Genomic DNA, 14,398 nt, shown 5'->3' with positions numbered 1-14,398 from the left:
CCAATATGATGCTTGCTTGTACCAGGCCCCTGCAATTTCAACAGGGGCCTTTTTTTCTCCTTCATATTTCAAGCTGCAGCTGCGTTGGCCGCCTCGCTCACCCCGGTCACTTACTGATGTAAGCTCCCGGGGATTCGCTGCGTTGCCGCCTTGCTGCAACTTGAACTATTTCGGAGAAAACGTGCTACGAGTAGGTCGGGTAAGGCGTAGCCGCCACCCGGCTAAAAGGCTACGGCTTGGTCGCAATCAACACTGCACGCATCGGGGCCGGGTAGCCTTCAATGGTTTTGCTGTGGTCGGCTGGGTCGAGGAACTGCTCCAGCGATTCGGTGATCATCCAGTCGGTGCGGCGCTGTTCTTCGAGAGAGGTCACGCTGACATCCGCAATCCGCACATCCACAAACCCGCATTTTTCCAGCCAGTTCTTCAGCGCCAGCGCGGAAGGGATGAAATAGACGTTGCGCATCTGCGCGTAGCGATCGCCCGGCACCAGAACGGCATGTTCATCACCGTCAATCACCAGCGTTTCCAGCACCAGTTCGCCGCCGCTGACCAGCTGATCTTTCAGTTGCCAGAGATGTTCAAGCGGGGAACGACGGTGGTACAGCACGCCCATGGAGAAGACGGTATCAAAGGCTTTCAGGGCAGGGAGTTGCTCAATGCCCAGCGGCAGCAGGTGCGCGCGCTGGTCGTTGCCCAGCAGTTTACGCACCGCTTCGAACTGGCACAGGAACAGCTGCATCGGGTCGATACCGACGGCCAGATGGGCACCTGCGCCGATCATGCGCCACATGTGGTAACCGCTGCCGCAGCCCACGTCCAGAATGGTGCGCCCGCTCAGGTCTGAAAGATGTGGCAGAACGCGATCCCATTTCCAGTCTGAGCGCCATTCGGTATTAATGTCCACACCGTACAGCGAGAACGGCCCTTTGCGCCACGGCATCAGGTTACGCATCAGGGTCTCGATGCGGTTTATCTGCCCGGCAGGGAGCGGCTCTTGACTTTCCGCCGTCACGCTGTGCAGCAGATCCAGACGGTGCGGCGTCAGTTCCGGCAGAAACTCCACCGCGTTAGACCACTGCTTAAGCAGCCCATGCTGCTGATCGCGCTGCCAGGTGGCGATTTGCGCAGGCAGGGTTTCCAGCCAGTGGGAGAGGTGATTTTTTGCAATCAGCTGATAGAAGTTGCCGAACTCAATCATGCTGCATCCTCAGCTTTCAGCGCCACCAGAGAGCCAAAGTTAAAGCACTGGAACCACAGTTCACTGTGCTCAAATCCCGCTTTGCGCAGGCGCGCCTTGTGGGTTTCTACGGAGTCCGTCAGCATCACATTTTCGAGCATGCTGCGCTTCTGGCTGATCTCCAGCTCGCTGTAGCCGTTCGCACGCTTGAAATCGTGGTGCATGTTGAACAGCAGTTCGCCTACGTTAGCGTCTTCAAAGCTAAACTTCTCTGAGAGCACCAGCGCGCCGCCGGGGTTCAGACCTTTATAAATTTTGTCCAGCAGCAGCTGGCGGTCTTCAGGCACCAGGAACTGCAGGGTAAAATTCAGTACCACCATCGACGCGTTTTTGATCTCGATATCACGAATATCGCCTTCCACCACCTCGACAGGGGTGGGTGCTTTATAGGCGTCAATGTGGCGTCGACAGCGTTCGACCATGGCCGGAGAGTTATCGACGGCAATGATTTTGCAGTCATCCTGACGTACATTACGACGGATCGACAGCGTTGCCGCGCCGAGCGAACAGCCCAGATCATAGACCTGCGTGCCGGGTTGAACGAAACGTTCAGCCAGCATGCCGATCATAGAAATAATATTGGAGTAACCGGGAACAGAGCGCTGGATCATATCCGGGAAGACTTCGGCTACCCGTTCATCAAAGGTCCAGTCGCCCAGGCTGGCGATAGGCGCGGAAAAAAGCGTGTCGCGATCTGACATAACGTAAAAATCCGGGAAAAATAAAGGGGCGTATTGTGCGCTAACGGAAGGAGAAAACCAACTCCCACGGCATATACCAAAGGTTAGCCAGCACCATCAGCACAAGCGAACACCAGGTCGCGCTCATGCCGGAACGACGCCAGCGAAATACGCGGTGGTGGTAGCCATAATAATGCATTAACCGACCCGCAATCAGGAGCAGGCCGCAGACGTGCACCATCCAGGTTTCTGCCCCGTTCATTTCCATAAACAGCAGCAGGATCAGCGCGACGGGAATGTATTCAACCGCGTTACCGTGAATGCGAATGGCGCTCTGCAGTTCGGAAAAACCACCGTCACCGTAGGAGACGCGGTATTGCATTCGCAGGCGCACAACATCAAATGAAAACTTAATCAGCAGTAATGCACCTAACACCGCATACAGCGCGCTGACCATACAAACTCCCTGTTATTTGGCAGATGGCACCTCTCTATGATAAGTGCCTTCCTCAAAAAAGAGAAGATTGTTGTGGAATAGAAGGGGCGCTGCCGACGGACGGTACCGCGGCCTGCAAGGCCTGCCAGAGAGCATCGACCAGTTCGGGAGCCTGGGCAATGTCGGGGGTGTGCAGGAAAAGATAGGGCGTGGTCGTTTGCTCCCATTTCGCTAACGTTTGCAGCCAGACGGCGAACATATCCTGATTTTGCTGCATGTTATCGCTGCCGATGAACCTGACCATTGGATTTTGCGCGGTCACGATGGCGTGCACCGGAACTTTTGGCTTCTTGCGCTGGGCATCCACAATAGCCTCATTATGAGGAATTGCGCTGTGTACCGGGCGGCTATCGAGGATCACCCGGTTAATGGAACGTTCAAGAAGACCGCGATTGAGCGTGCGTTCGGCCTCACCTTTCGCAAAGAAGTCCTGGTGTCGGACTTCTACGCCGTAGGTGAATTCGCGGGGCAGAACATCCAGGAACTGCCACAGCGCGGGCAAATCGCGTGGGCCAAAGGTTGCGGGAAGCTGGAGCCAGTATTGGCCGATTCGGTTGGCCAGCGGGGACATGCGCGTAAAGAACTCTTCGGTTAAGTCACCGCAGTTACGCAGCGCGGCGTTGTGGGAGATAGTCGCCGGAAATTTAAAGCAGAAGCGAAACGCGTCCGTGGTTTGTTCCCGCCAGCGCTCAACAATCTCTGCTTTGGGGAGCGCGTACAGCGTGGTATTACCCTCGACACAGTTGAAGTGTCGGGCATACTCTTCAAGGCTGGTGATGCCCAGACGCACCCATTTCGGGTGCGACCACTGGGGCAGGCCCACGTATATCATAAGGCGCTTAAAATCTCGCTTGTGCTACGTACGCGACCGATGCGCGGGAAGATGTGGGTCATGCTGCCCTGATGCTGCTCCGCAGATGCCGCGCTGCAGGCATCTTCGGCGATCACCAGATTAAAGCCCAGCTCCCAGGCGTTGCGGGCCGTTGACTCCACGCCGATGTTGGTGGAGATCCCGCACAGGATAATGGTGTCGATCCCGCGACGGCGCAGCTGCAGCTCCAGATCGGTGCCGTAGAACGCGCCCCACTGGCGTTTGGTGACTTCGATATCGCTGTCGCGTTTGCCGAGCGAGAGAGGATATGTCCACCAGTTGTCCGGCAATGCGTGCGCGGCAGCCTGTGCGTCAACCGGCTGTTTCAACGCTTCGGCGAAATCCACTGACCAGCCGACGCGCACCATGATAACAGGCGCACCGCTGGCACGGCATTTTTCCGCGAGACGGGCCGCACGGCTGACCACATCGTCAGCGGTATGTGGGCCACCGGCAAAGGGGAGGATCCCTTCCTGTAAATCAATCACCACAAGTGCAGTTTTGGTGGCATCAAGTGTCAACATAGTAACTCCAGTTAAATGAATAGCTTTGGCTACACCTTACGACGTGATGACCTGTTATCGGTCGGATAATTTTGTTAATTTTTGTGAGAATACGCAATAAGAGTGCAGCAAACGAGCGTCAGGCCGCGCTTCTCTCTTATCGTCCGGCGGAATTTCCAGTATAATAGCCGCCTTTTTTCATCCAGTTGTGACATACAGAAAGCTGCGACATCGTGGCCTGCAAGACAGGCGACAATCAGCCTGCGGCTAATTAAGGGATATCTCATGCGTACAGAATATTGCGGGCAGCTGCGTCAGTCCCACGTCGGGCAGCAGGTTACCCTGTGTGGTTGGGTCAACCGTCGTCGTGATCTTGGTAGCCTTATCTTCATCGATATGCGCGACCGCGAAGGTATCGTTCAGGTGTTCTTCGATCCGGATCGTGCAGAGGCGTTGAAGCTGGCTTCTGAACTGCGTAATGAGTTCTGCATTCAGGTCACCGGCACCGTGCGTGCGCGTGACGAAAAAAACGTTAACGCAGACATGGCGACCGGTGCGATTGAAGTCCTGGCGTCTGATCTCGTTATCATCAACCGTGCTGAAGCGCTGCCGCTGGACTCAAACCACGTCAACACTGAAGAAGCGCGTCTTAAGTATCGTTACCTGGATCTGCGTCGCCCGGAGATGGCTCAGCGCCTGAAAACCCGTGCGAAAATCACCAGCCTGGTGCGTCGTTTTATGGATGACCACGGTTTCCTCGATATCGAAACCCCGATGCTGACCAAAGCCACGCCGGAAGGCGCGCGCGATTATCTGGTTCCGTCCCGCGTTCATAAAGGCAAATTCTACGCGCTGCCACAGTCTCCTCAGCTGTTCAAACAGCTGCTGATGATGTCCGGCTTCGACCGTTACTATCAGATCGTCAAATGCTTCCGCGACGAAGACCTGCGCGCTGACCGCCAGCCAGAATTTACCCAGATCGACGTCGAAACGTCCTTCATGACCGCCGAGCAGGTGCGTGAAGTGATGGAAGCGCTGGTGCGCGGCCTGTGGAACGACGTGAAAGGCGTTGAGCTGGGTGACTTCCCAATCATGACCTTCGCCGAAGCCGAGCGTCGTTACGGTTCTGATAAACCAGACCTGCGTAACCCGATGGAGCTGGTGGACGTGGCAGACCTGGTGAAAGCCGTTGAGTTTGCGGTATTTGCTGGCCCGGCTAACGATCCGAAAGGTCGCGTCGCGGCCCTGCGCGTTCCGGGCGGTGCGGCCCTGAGCCGTAAGCAGATCGACGACTACGGTAACTTCATTAAGATCTACGGTGCGAAAGGTCTGGCCTATATTAAAGTGACCGAACGTGCAAAAGGTCTGGAAGGTATCACCAGCCCGGTAGCGAAATTCCTGAACGCAGACATCGTGGAAGCGATCCTTGAGCGCACAGGCGCACAGGACGGTGACATGATCTTCTTCGGCGCAGACAATAAGAAAGTCGTGGCGGATGCGATGGGCGCGCTGCGTCTGAAGCTCGGCAAAGACCTGAGCCTGACCGACGAAAACAAATGGGCGCCGCTCTGGGTTATCGACTTCCCAATGTTTGAAGACGACGGTGAAGGCGGTCTGACCGCAATGCACCACCCGTTCACCTCGCCAAAAGACATGAGTGCGGCAGAGCTGAAAGCGGCGCCGGAAGACGCGGTCGCGAACGCTTACGATATGGTTATCAACGGCTACGAAGTGGGCGGCGGTTCCGTGCGTATTCACAGCGGCGAAATGCAGCAGACCGTGTTTGGCATTCTCGGCATTAACGAGCAAGAGCAGCGCGAGAAATTCGGCTTCCTGCTGGACGCCCTGAAATACGGCACGCCTCCACACGCGGGTCTGGCATTTGGTCTTGACCGTCTGACCATGCTGCTGACCGGCACCGATAACATCCGTGATGTTATTGCCTTCCCGAAAACCACTGCTGCCGCGTGTCTGATGACCGAAGCGCCAAGCTTTGCCAACCCGGCCTCTCTGGCTGAGCTGGGCATTGAAGTGGTGAAGAAGGAAGAGAAAAACTGATATGGCATATAAGCTTCCCGTTTCTGTCCTGGTGGTCATTTATGCAGAAGACACGAAGCGGGTGCTGATGTTGCAGCGGCGCGACGATCCTGATTTCTGGCAGTCGGTTACCGGCAGTCTGGAAGAGGGGGAGACCGCACCGCAGGCCGCCGCGCGTGAAGTAAAGGAAGAGGTCGCTATTGATGTTGCTCACGAGCAACTGACCCTGAAGGACTGTCAGCGCACGGTGGAGTTTGAAATTTTTAGCCATTTACGTCATCGCTATGCGCCGGGTATCGAACGCAATACGGAATCGTGGTTCTGTCTTGCGCTTCCCCACGAACGGGAGATCGTGTTCACTGAACACCTGACCTACCGCTGGGTGAATGCGGCGGATGCCGCCGCACTCACCAAGTCGTGGAGCAACCGGCAGGCGATTGAAGAATTTGTAATTAACGCTGCCTGAAAAGGCGCGCTCTTTGAGGATATTTTTATGGCAGGTCATAGTAAGTGGGCCAACACCAAACACCGCAAAGCGGCACAGGATGCCAAGCGCGGTAAGATCTTTACCAAAATCATTCGCGAGCTGGTGACTGCAGCGCGTCTGGGCGGCGGCGATGCGGGTTCTAACCCACGCCTGCGTGCGGCGATCGATAAAGCGCTGTCAAACAACATGACGCGTGACACCCTGAACCGTGCAATCGCACGTGGCGTGGGCGGTGATGAAGACGCGAACATGGAAACCATCATTTATGAAGGTTACGGTCCTGGCGGTACAGCGGTAATGGTTGAATGTCTGTCTGACAACCGTAACCGTACCGTAGCGGAAGTGCGTCATGCGTTCACCAAAACCGGTGGTAACCTGGGCACTGACGGTTCCGTAGCATACCTGTTCAGCAAAAAAGGCGTCATCTCCTTCGAGAAAGGCGACGAAGATGTGATCATGGAAGCGGCGCTGGAAGCCGGTGCAGAAGACGTGGTGACCTTTGACGACGGTGCTATCGACGTCTACACCGCGTGGGAAGAGATGGGTGCGGTGCGCGACGCGCTGGAAGCGGCTGGCCTGAAAGCGGACAACGCTGAAGTCTCCATGATCCCGTCCACCAAAGCGGATATGGATGCAGAGACTGCGCCAAAACTGCTGCGTCTTATCGACATGCTCGAAGACTGCGACGACGTGCAGGAAGTGTATCACAACGGTGAAATCTCTGATGAGGTTGCAGCGACTCTCTAATGAGAGCGTATAAATCCGTTACAGGAGACGCGTGATGTCGATTATTCTCGGGATTGACCCAGGCTCACGCGTCACCGGTTATGGCGTTATCCGTCAGGTTGGACGCCAGCTAACCTACCTGGGCAGTGGCTGTATTCGCACCAAAGTCGACGATTTGCCGTCGCGTCTGAAGCTCATTTATGCGGGCGTGTCGGAGATCATCACCCAGTTTCAGCCCGATTATTTCGCCATTGAGCAGGTCTTTATGGCGAAAAACGCTGATTCGGCGCTAAAGCTCGGTCAGGCACGCGGCGTTGCCATCGTCGCTGCCGTGAACCAGGATTTGCCGGTATTCGAATATGCGGCAAGACAGGTTAAGCAGACGGTGGTGGGCATCGGTAGCGCGGAGAAAAGCCAGGTGCAGCATATGGTGCGTACCTTGCTGAAGCTTCCCGCGAACCCGCAGGCCGACGCCGCCGATGCGCTGGCGATTGCGATTACCCACTGTCATGTCAGCCAGAACGCGATGCAGATGAGCGAGTCGCGGCTTAATCTGGCACGAGGCAGGTTACGATAATAAGAAATCAGGCTGGATAAACATCCAGCCTTTTTTTATTATGTCGCCAGTCAACATTTTTCCAGAACGCAGGAGCGTCACGTGATAGGCAGACTCAGAGGCATCATTATTGAAAAACAACCCCCGTTAGTGCTGCTGGAAGTGGGGGGCGTGGGCTATGAAGTCCATATGCCGATGACCTGCTTCTACGAGCTGCCGGACGCGGGCAAAGAGGCGATTGTCTTTACCCAGTTCGTGGTGCGTGAAGATGCCCAGCTGCTGTACGGCTTCAATAACAAGCAGGAACGCACCCTGTTCCGCGAGCTGATTAAAACCAACGGCGTCGGGCCGAAGCTGGCGCTGGCGATTTTATCCGGCATGTCCGCTCCACAGTTTGTGAATGCCGTTGAGCGCGAAGATCCTGCTGCGTTGATTAAACTGCCGGGTATCGGCAAGAAAACCGCCGAGCGTCTGATTGTCGAAATGAAAGACCGCTTTAAAGGTCTGCACGGCGATCTGTTTACCCCGGCGGCTGACCTGGTGCTGACGTCCCCGGGCGCGCCTGCGTCGGATGACGATGCGGAACAGGAAGCGGTTGCTGCGCTGGTGGCGCTGGGCTATAAACCTCAGGAGGCCAGCCGTATGGTGAGTAAAATTGCCAAACCGGATGCCAGCAGTGAAACCCTGATTCGTGAAGCGCTGCGCGCTGCATTGTGAGGTAAAGGATGATTGAAGCAGACCGCCTGGTATCGGCAGGCACAATTCAGGCAGATGACGTGGTGGATCGCGCGATCCGCCCAAAACTGCTTGATGAGTATATCGGCCAGCCGCAGGTTCGTTCCCAGATGGAGATCTTCATCCAGGCGGCAAAACTTCGCGGCGATGCGCTCGATCACCTGCTGATTTTTGGCCCTCCGGGTTTGGGGAAAACGACCCTGGCGAATATCGTAGCCAATGAAATGGGCGTGAATCTGCGCACCACCTCCGGTCCGGTGCTGGAGAAAGCGGGCGATCTGGCGGCAATGCTCACCAACCTTGAGCCGCACGACGTGCTGTTTATTGATGAAATCCACCGCCTGTCGCCGGTGGTGGAGGAAGTGCTCTATCCGGCGATGGAAGACTACCAGCTGGATATCATGATCGGCGAAGGTCCGGCCGCGCGCTCCATTAAAATCGATCTGCCACCGTTTACCCTGATTGGCGCCACGACGCGCGCCGGGTCGTTAACTTCTCCGCTGCGCGACCGTTTCGGTATCGTGCAGCGCCTGGAGTTTTACCAGGTGCCCGATCTCCAGCATATTGTTGGCCGTAGCGCCCGCTATATGGGTCTGGAGATGAGCGAAGAGGGCGCGTTTGAAGTGGCGAAGCGTTCCCGCGGTACGCCGCGTATCGCAAACCGCTTGCTGCGCCGCGTGCGTGACTTTGCCGAAGTAAAGCATGATGGCACGATTTCGGCAGAGATCGCCGCCCAGGCGCTGGATATGCTGAACGTCGATGCGGAAGGCTTCGATTACATGGACCGTAAGCTACTGCTGGCGGTACTGGATAAGTTCTTTGGCGGCCCGGTCGGGCTGGATAACCTGGCGGCGGCAATCGGAGAAGAGCGAGAGACGATTGAGGATGTGCTGGAGCCGTATCTGATCCAGCAGGGCTTCCTGCAGCGTACGCCGCGTGGACGTATGGCAACGGTGCGGGCGTGGAATCATTTCGGCATTACGCCACCGGCGATGCCGTAATGCATTGTTCCCTCTCCCGGTGGGAGAGGGCCAGGGTGAGGGCATCAGCGCCCTCCATGTTAATTTGCGGTTTTTTTCATCATACTGAAGATAAATAATGCCGCCGCACACAGCACCACTGACGGCCCCGCTGGCGTGTCATAGAACGCCGAGAAGGTTAGCCCTCCCGTTACCGCAATCATCCCGATAATGACGGCCACACCGGCCATCTGCTCAGGCGTACGGGCGAAACGACGCGCGGTTGCCGCAGGGATGATCAGCAGTGACGTGATAATCAGCGCACCGACGAACTTCATCGCCACGCCGATGGTTAATGCCGTCACCAGCATCAGCAGCAGCTTCACGCGCTGCAGCTTCACACCGTCGACAAACGCCAGGTCCGGGCTGACGGTCATCGCCAGCAAATTACGCCACTGCCAGAGCAGAATAGCGAGCACCACCACCACGCCGATGGCGATAGAGATGAGGTCTTCCGGCGTCACGGCCAGCAGGTCGCCAAACAGGTATGCCATCAGGTCAACGCGGATATTCGACATCAGACTGACGACCACCAGACCGAGAGAGAGGGCGCTATGCGCCATAATGCCAAGCAACGTGTCTATCGCAAGATGAGGGCGTTTCTCCAGCCAGACCAGACCGGCCGCCAGCAGCAGCGTCACCACAATCACCGCGTAGAAGGGATTCACGTCCAGTAGCAGGCCAAAAGCCACCCCTAACAGAGAAGCATGGGCCAGCGTATCGCCGAAATAGGACATTCTGCGCCACACCACAAACGAGCCCAGCGGGCCCGCGGCGCAGGCAAGCATAATCCCGGCCAGCCAGCCGGGCAGTAACAGTTCAATCATGAGTGTCCGTTTCCCCGGCGCAGGACAATTCGTCCCTGTAAATCATGGCGGTGGTTATGATGATGGCGGTAAATCCCCAGCTGTTCTGCACCACGCGGGCCGAACATTGAGATGAACTCCGGGTGCATCGAGACCACTTCCGGCGTGCCGGAGCAGCAGATGTGATGATTCAGACAGAGCACTTCGTCAGTTTTCGCCATCACCAGATGCAGATCGTGAGAAACCATCAACACTGCGCAATCAAGCTCACGACGAAGCTGGTCGATCAAATCATAAAGCGCAACCTGACCGTTCACGTCCACGCCCTGGGTGGGTTCATCCAGCACCAGCAGCTGCGGGCTGCTCAGCAGTGCACGGGCAAGCAACACGCGCTGGGTTTCACCGCCAGAAAGCTTTTGTAACGGGGCGTCGACAAGATGACCTGCCTGCACGCGTTTCAGTGCGGGGAGGATATCGGCCTTACGGGTACCCGGGCGTAGACGCAGAAAGCGACTGACCGTCAGCGGCAGCGTGGCGTCCAGGTGTAATTTTTGCGGTACATAGCCGATGCGCAGTTTATCTTCACGTTTGATAACACCTTCATCGGGGGCTACCAAACCCAGTACCACGCGCACGAGCGTAGATTTGCCTGCGCCATTAGGGCCAAGCAGCGTCAGAATTTTGCCGGGTTTTAGATCCAGTGACACGTCAGAAAGGACGCGGCGCTGACCGAATGATACCGACACATTTTCAAGAGAAACCAAAGTCGTCATGTCAATTTAAGCTTGCAGAAGTCAACGAATGTTATAATATCACATTCCACGCATTCATTACGATGATTAGTCGCATTATGTTACATAAAAATACGCTTCTTTTCGCAGCATTATCCGCTGCGCTTTGGGGGACAACAGCACAAGATGTTAACGCCGCCGTTGTCGCTTCGCTTAAACCGCTTGGATTTATTGCCGCCGCCATTGCTGATGGGGTGACTGAGACCGAGGTTCTGCTCCCGGATGGTGCATCCGAGCATGATTATGCTCTGCGTCCGTCTGATGTAAAACGCTTACAAAACGCGGACTTAGTTGTCTGGATTGGACCAGAAATGGAAGCGTTCATGCAGAAGTCGGCGAAACAGGTACCCGATGCAAAACAGGTCACTATTGCCGAACTTTCTGGCGTAACGCCGCTGCTCATGAAAGGGGCAGATGACGAGGGTGACGAACACGACCACGATCATGCTCACGACGAAAAAGGTGACGAGCATCACCATCACGGCGAGTACAATATGCATCTCTGGCTCTCCCCAGAGATAGCGCGGCTCTCGGCGGTTGCAATCCATGACAAATTAGTGGAACTTATGCCGCAAAGTCGAGTCAAACTCGACGCCAACCTGAAAGCGTTTGAAGCTCAATTAGCTGCAACCGACAAGCAGGTGGGTACCGAGCTCGCACCGCTAAAAGGAAAAGGGTATTTCGTTTTTCATGACGCCTATGGCTATTACGAAAAACACTACGGCCTGACCCCACTGGGGCACTTTACCGTTAACCCTGAAATTCAGCCTGGTGCGCAGCGTTTACATGAGATCAGAACACAGTTGGTTGAGCAAAAAGCGACGTGCGTTTTTGCTGAGCCACAGTTCAGGCCAGCGGTCGTTGAAGCCGTGGCCAGGGGAACATCCGTGCGCATGGGAACCCTTGACCCGCTAGGTACGAACATCCAGTTGAGCAAAGCGAGCTATTCGCAGTTCCTCAGCCAACTGGGGAATCAGTATGCGAGCTGCCTGAAAGGAGATTAACGAGGAAGTGAATACGTGCAACAGATAGCCCGCTCTGTCGCCCTGGCATTTAACAATCTGCCTCGACCCCACCGCGTTATGCTGGGGTCGCTTACAGTTCTCACCTTAGCGGTCGCCGTCTGGCGGCCCTATGTTTACCACCCGAGTTCTGCCCCTATCATTAAAACCATCGAGCTTGAGAAAAGTGAGATCCGTTCGCTGTTGCCTGAGGCCAGTGAACCTATCGACCAGGCTGCTCAGGAAGATGAAGCTATCCCGCAGGATGAACTGGACGATAAAATCTCCAATGAGGCGGGTATTCATGAATATGTCGTGTCGACCGGTGATACGCTGAGCAGCGTGCTCAACCAGTACGGTATCGACATGGGGAATATCAGCCAGCTCGCGGCCTCCGACAAAGACCTGCGTAATCTGAAAATTGGTCAACAGCTCTCCTGGACCTTAACCGCAGATGGCGATTTACAACGTCTGACCTGGGAGATGTCCCGCCGTGAAACCCGCACCTACGATCGCACTGCAAACGGTTTCAAAATGACCAGCGAAATGCAGCAGGGCGACTGGGTTAACAGCGTGATGAAGGGTACCGTCGGGGCGAGCTTTGTTTCCAGCGCGCGCGATGCCGGGCTTACCAGCGCTGAAATCAGCTCGGTGATCAAAGCCATGCAGTGGCAGATGGATTTCCGCAAACTGAAAAAAGGCGACGAATTCTCCGTGCTGATGTCCCGCGAAATGCTAGACGGTAAGCGCGAGCAGAGCCAGCTGGTGGGCGTTCGTTTACGCTCTGATGGCAAAGATTATTACGCGATCCGTGCCGAAGACGGTAAGTTCTACGACCGTAGCGGTACGGGGCTTGCGAAGGGCTTCCTGCGCTTCCCAACGGCTAAGCAGTTCCGTGTCTCCTCAAACTTCAACCCGCGCCGTCTTAACCCTGTCACCGGACGCGTTGCGCCGCACCGTGGTGTAGACTTCGCGATGCCACAAGGTACGCCAGTGCTGTCGGTTGGCGATGGCGAAGTAGTCATGGCAAAACGCAGCGGTGCGGCAGGGTATTACGTGGCTATCCGTCACGGTCGTACTTACACCACGCGCTATATGCACCTGCGTAAGCTGCTGGTTAAACCTGGCCAGAAAGTGAAGCGTGGCGACCGCATTGCGCTCTCGGGTAACACCGGACGTTCAACCGGCCCGCATCTCCACTATGAAGTGTGGATAAACCAGCAGGCCGTGAATCCGCTGACGGCGAAATTGCCGCGTACCGAAGGTCTGACGGGTAAAGATCGTACCGATTACCTGGCACAGGTCAAAGAGGTGATGCCACAGCTGCGCTTTGATTAAGCCCTCTGTTTGTTAATGAAGCCGGCGTCTGTATGCGCCGGCTTTTTCTTTTGTACGCAAGCGACTGCCTCGCTACACTATCTGAATATATTTTTGCGTCACCAGACCCTGGAACCAGCATGGAAACCAAAAAAAACAATATTGAATACATTCCTGAGTTTGAAAAATCTTTTCGCCATCCGCGCAACTGGGGCGCCTGGCTTGGGGTTTATGCCTTTGCTGGCATAGCGATGCTGCCTGCTTCGGTGCGCGATCCCGTTCTGGGTAAAATTGGCCGTCTGGCCGGGCGTTTAGGCAAGAGCGCCCGCCGCCGCGCGCAGATCAACCTTTACTACTGTTTTCCTGAAAAAAGCGAGGCCGAGCGCGAAGCCATCATCGATGAGATGTACACCACCGCGCCGCAGGCAATGGCGATGATGGCCGAACTGGCGCTGAAAGGGCCGGAGAAGATCGTCGACCGCGTTGACTGGAAAGGGCTGGAAATCATCGACGAAATGCGTCGCAACGACGAAAAGGTTATTTTCCTCGTGCCTCACGGCTGGGGCGTTGATATTCCGGCGATGCTGATGGCGTCTCAGGGCCAGAAAATGGCGGCGATGTTCCATAACCAGGGTAACAAGATCTATGATTTTGTCTGGAACACAGTGCGCCGTCGTTTTGGCGGACGTTTGCACGCGCGAAACGATGGCATCAAGCCGTTTATTCAGTCTGTTCGTCAGGGCTACTGGGGATACTATCTGCCGGATCAGGACCACGGCCCGGAGCACAGCGAGTTTGTCGATTTCTTTGCAACGTACAAAGCCACGCTGCCTGCGATTGGTCGCCTGATGAAGGTTTGCCGTGCTCGCGTGATCCCGCTGTTCCCGGTCTATGATGGTAAAACGCATCGCCTGAGCATTGAGGTGCGGCCGCCGATGGATGACCTGCTGACCGCAGACGATCACACCATCGCGCGGCGTATGAATGAAGAGGTGGAAATTCTGGTGGGGCCGCATGCCGAACAGTACACGTGGATACTGAAGCTGCTGAAGACGCGTAAGCCGGGTGAAACAGAGCCGTACAAGCGCAAAGAGCTTTTCCCGAGGAAATAAAAAAATCTTCCCCCTCAACCT

The 14,398-nt window shown here is 55.9% G+C and carries 16 protein-coding genes; 9 read left to right on the top strand and 7 right to left on the bottom strand.

Annotation, left to right across the window (positions count from 1 at the left end):
- Window positions 1-229: 229 nt before the first annotated feature.
- From cmoB to ACOQH0_RS13685, 5 genes are read right to left on the bottom strand one after another with little or no spacing between them, the layout of a single operon-like run.
- The gene (cmoB, locus tag ACOQH0_RS13705) at window positions 230-1,201 is read right to left on the bottom strand and encodes a tRNA 5-methoxyuridine(34)/uridine 5-oxyacetic acid(34) synthase CmoB (RefSeq protein ID WP_421510580.1); all 972 of its coding nucleotides are present in this window, start codon (window positions 1,199-1,201) and stop codon (window positions 230-232) included.
- Complete coding sequence (gene cmoA / locus ACOQH0_RS13700; RefSeq protein ID WP_010432559.1) at window positions 1,198-1,941, bottom strand: carboxy-S-adenosyl-L-methionine synthase CmoA; 744 nt, start codon at window positions 1,939-1,941, stop codon at window positions 1,198-1,200. Before cmoA ends, cmoB begins: the two co-directional genes overlap by 4 nt.
- Window positions 1,942-1,981: 40 nt before the next feature.
- Entirely contained in the window at window positions 1,982-2,377 is a 396-nt protein-coding gene (locus ACOQH0_RS13695; RefSeq protein ID WP_010432562.1) for an MAPEG family protein, read from the bottom strand.
- Window positions 2,378-2,429: 52 nt separating this feature from the next.
- Window positions 2,430-3,248, bottom strand: a complete 819-nt coding sequence (locus tag ACOQH0_RS13690; RefSeq protein WP_218307546.1) for a DUF72 domain-containing protein — start codon at window positions 3,246-3,248, stop codon at window positions 2,430-2,432.
- On the bottom strand, window positions 3,245-3,811 hold the full coding sequence (locus ACOQH0_RS13685; protein ID WP_010432567.1) for a hydrolase: 567 nt from the start codon (window positions 3,809-3,811) through the stop codon (window positions 3,245-3,247). The genes ACOQH0_RS13690 and ACOQH0_RS13685 overlap by 4 nt, the downstream gene beginning before the upstream one ends.
- 264 nt (window positions 3,812-4,075) lie before the next feature.
- Here ACOQH0_RS13685 and aspS point away from each other — a divergent pair, with 264 nt between their 5' ends.
- The 6 genes from aspS (at window position 4,076) to ruvB (ending at window position 9,332) form a co-directional block, all read left to right on the top strand.
- Window positions 4,076-5,848, top strand: a complete 1,773-nt coding sequence (gene aspS / locus ACOQH0_RS13680; RefSeq protein WP_010432570.1) for an aspartate--tRNA ligase — start codon at window positions 4,076-4,078, stop codon at window positions 5,846-5,848.
- Between the two features lies 1 nt (window position 5,849).
- Entirely contained in the window at window positions 5,850-6,293 is a 444-nt protein-coding gene (nudB, locus tag ACOQH0_RS13675) for a dihydroneopterin triphosphate diphosphatase (RefSeq protein WP_089598189.1), read from the top strand.
- 27 nt (window positions 6,294-6,320) lie between these two features.
- Window positions 6,321-7,061: a YebC/PmpR family DNA-binding transcriptional regulator gene (locus tag ACOQH0_RS13670; protein ID WP_040075122.1), complete on the top strand. Its 741-nt coding sequence runs from the start codon at window positions 6,321-6,323 to the stop codon at window positions 7,059-7,061.
- 34 nt (window positions 7,062-7,095) lie between these two features.
- The gene (gene ruvC / locus ACOQH0_RS13665) at window positions 7,096-7,617 is read left to right on the top strand and encodes a crossover junction endodeoxyribonuclease RuvC (protein WP_003859749.1); all 522 of its coding nucleotides are present in this window, start codon (window positions 7,096-7,098) and stop codon (window positions 7,615-7,617) included.
- Window positions 7,618-7,698: 81 nt separating this feature from the next.
- Complete coding sequence (ruvA, locus tag ACOQH0_RS13660) at window positions 7,699-8,313, top strand: Holliday junction branch migration protein RuvA (protein WP_010432577.1); 615 nt, start codon at window positions 7,699-7,701, stop codon at window positions 8,311-8,313.
- 8 nt (window positions 8,314-8,321) lie between these two features.
- The gene (gene ruvB / locus ACOQH0_RS13655) at window positions 8,322-9,332 is read left to right on the top strand and encodes a Holliday junction branch migration DNA helicase RuvB (RefSeq protein WP_010432579.1); all 1,011 of its coding nucleotides are present in this window, start codon (window positions 8,322-8,324) and stop codon (window positions 9,330-9,332) included.
- 59 nt (window positions 9,333-9,391) lie between these two features.
- On the opposite strand, the gene znuB is transcribed toward ruvB, so the two are convergent.
- Together znuB and znuC are read right to left on the bottom strand one after the other, a co-directional pair.
- The gene (znuB, locus tag ACOQH0_RS13650) at window positions 9,392-10,177 is read right to left on the bottom strand and encodes a zinc ABC transporter permease subunit ZnuB (protein ID WP_010432581.1); all 786 of its coding nucleotides are present in this window, start codon (window positions 10,175-10,177) and stop codon (window positions 9,392-9,394) included.
- Window positions 10,174-10,929 (bottom strand): zinc ABC transporter ATP-binding protein ZnuC, encoded by a 756-nt coding sequence (znuC, locus tag ACOQH0_RS13645; RefSeq protein WP_089598190.1) that lies wholly within the window; start codon window positions 10,927-10,929, stop codon window positions 10,174-10,176. The genes znuB and znuC overlap by 4 nt, the downstream gene beginning before the upstream one ends.
- A 77-nt stretch (window positions 10,930-11,006) precedes the next feature.
- On the opposite strand from znuC, the gene znuA reads away from it, so the two are divergent.
- The 3 genes from znuA to lpxM all read left to right on the top strand — a co-directional run bounded on the left by znuA (window position 11,007) and on the right by lpxM (window position 14,377).
- On the top strand, window positions 11,007-11,951 hold the full coding sequence (gene znuA, locus ACOQH0_RS13640; protein WP_143350041.1) for a zinc ABC transporter substrate-binding protein ZnuA: 945 nt from the start codon (window positions 11,007-11,009) through the stop codon (window positions 11,949-11,951).
- Between the two features lie 15 nt (window positions 11,952-11,966).
- The gene (gene mepM / locus ACOQH0_RS13635; protein ID WP_148399914.1) at window positions 11,967-13,286 is read left to right on the top strand and encodes a murein DD-endopeptidase MepM; all 1,320 of its coding nucleotides are present in this window, start codon (window positions 11,967-11,969) and stop codon (window positions 13,284-13,286) included.
- Window positions 13,287-13,405: 119 nt separating this feature from the next.
- On the top strand, window positions 13,406-14,377 hold the full coding sequence (lpxM, locus tag ACOQH0_RS13630; RefSeq protein WP_220119500.1) for a lauroyl-Kdo(2)-lipid IV(A) myristoyltransferase: 972 nt from the start codon (window positions 13,406-13,408) through the stop codon (window positions 14,375-14,377).
- The last annotated feature ends 21 nt before the right edge of the window (window positions 14,378-14,398 follow it).

The organism is Enterobacter sp. JS8-1 (genome assembly GCF_049187015.1).
Taxonomy (GTDB): Bacteria; Pseudomonadota; Gammaproteobacteria; order Enterobacterales; family Enterobacteriaceae; genus Enterobacter; species Enterobacter mori.
The sequence above is the reverse complement of the archived record's forward strand: the minus strand, read 5'-3'. Positions and strand labels throughout refer to the sequence as shown.

What these genes read in the sequence shown, in the direction of transcription:
- cmoB (WP_421510580.1), bottom strand. Translation starts at nt 1,201, where the DNA reads ATGATTGAGTTCGGCAACTTCTATCAGCTGATTGCAAAAAATCACCTC.
- cmoA (WP_010432559.1), bottom strand. Translation starts at nt 1,941, where the DNA reads ATGTCAGATCGCGACACGCTTTTTTCCGCGCCTATCGCCAGCCTGGGC.
- ACOQH0_RS13695 (WP_010432562.1), bottom strand. Translation starts at nt 2,377, where the DNA reads ATGGTCAGCGCGCTGTATGCGGTGTTAGGTGCATTACTGCTGATTAAG.
- ACOQH0_RS13690 (WP_218307546.1), bottom strand. Translation starts at nt 3,248, where the DNA reads ATGATATACGTGGGCCTGCCCCAGTGGTCGCACCCGAAATGGGTGCGT.
- ACOQH0_RS13685 (WP_010432567.1), bottom strand. Translation starts at nt 3,811, where the DNA reads ATGTTGACACTTGATGCCACCAAAACTGCACTTGTGGTGATTGATTTA.
- aspS (WP_010432570.1), top strand. Translation starts at nt 4,076, where the DNA reads ATGCGTACAGAATATTGCGGGCAGCTGCGTCAGTCCCACGTCGGGCAG.
- nudB (WP_089598189.1), top strand. Translation starts at nt 5,850, where the DNA reads ATGGCATATAAGCTTCCCGTTTCTGTCCTGGTGGTCATTTATGCAGAA.
- ACOQH0_RS13670 (WP_040075122.1), top strand. Translation starts at nt 6,321, where the DNA reads ATGGCAGGTCATAGTAAGTGGGCCAACACCAAACACCGCAAAGCGGCA.
- ruvC (WP_003859749.1), top strand. Translation starts at nt 7,096, where the DNA reads ATGTCGATTATTCTCGGGATTGACCCAGGCTCACGCGTCACCGGTTAT.
- ruvB (WP_010432579.1), top strand. Translation starts at nt 8,322, where the DNA reads ATGATTGAAGCAGACCGCCTGGTATCGGCAGGCACAATTCAGGCAGAT.
- znuB (WP_010432581.1), bottom strand. Translation starts at nt 10,177, where the DNA reads ATGATTGAACTGTTACTGCCCGGCTGGCTGGCCGGGATTATGCTTGCC.
- znuC (WP_089598190.1), bottom strand. Translation starts at nt 10,929, where the DNA reads ATGACGACTTTGGTTTCTCTTGAAAATGTGTCGGTATCATTCGGTCAG.
- znuA (WP_143350041.1), top strand. Translation starts at nt 11,007, where the DNA reads ATGTTACATAAAAATACGCTTCTTTTCGCAGCATTATCCGCTGCGCTT.
- lpxM (WP_220119500.1), top strand. Translation starts at nt 13,406, where the DNA reads ATGGAAACCAAAAAAAACAATATTGAATACATTCCTGAGTTTGAAAAA.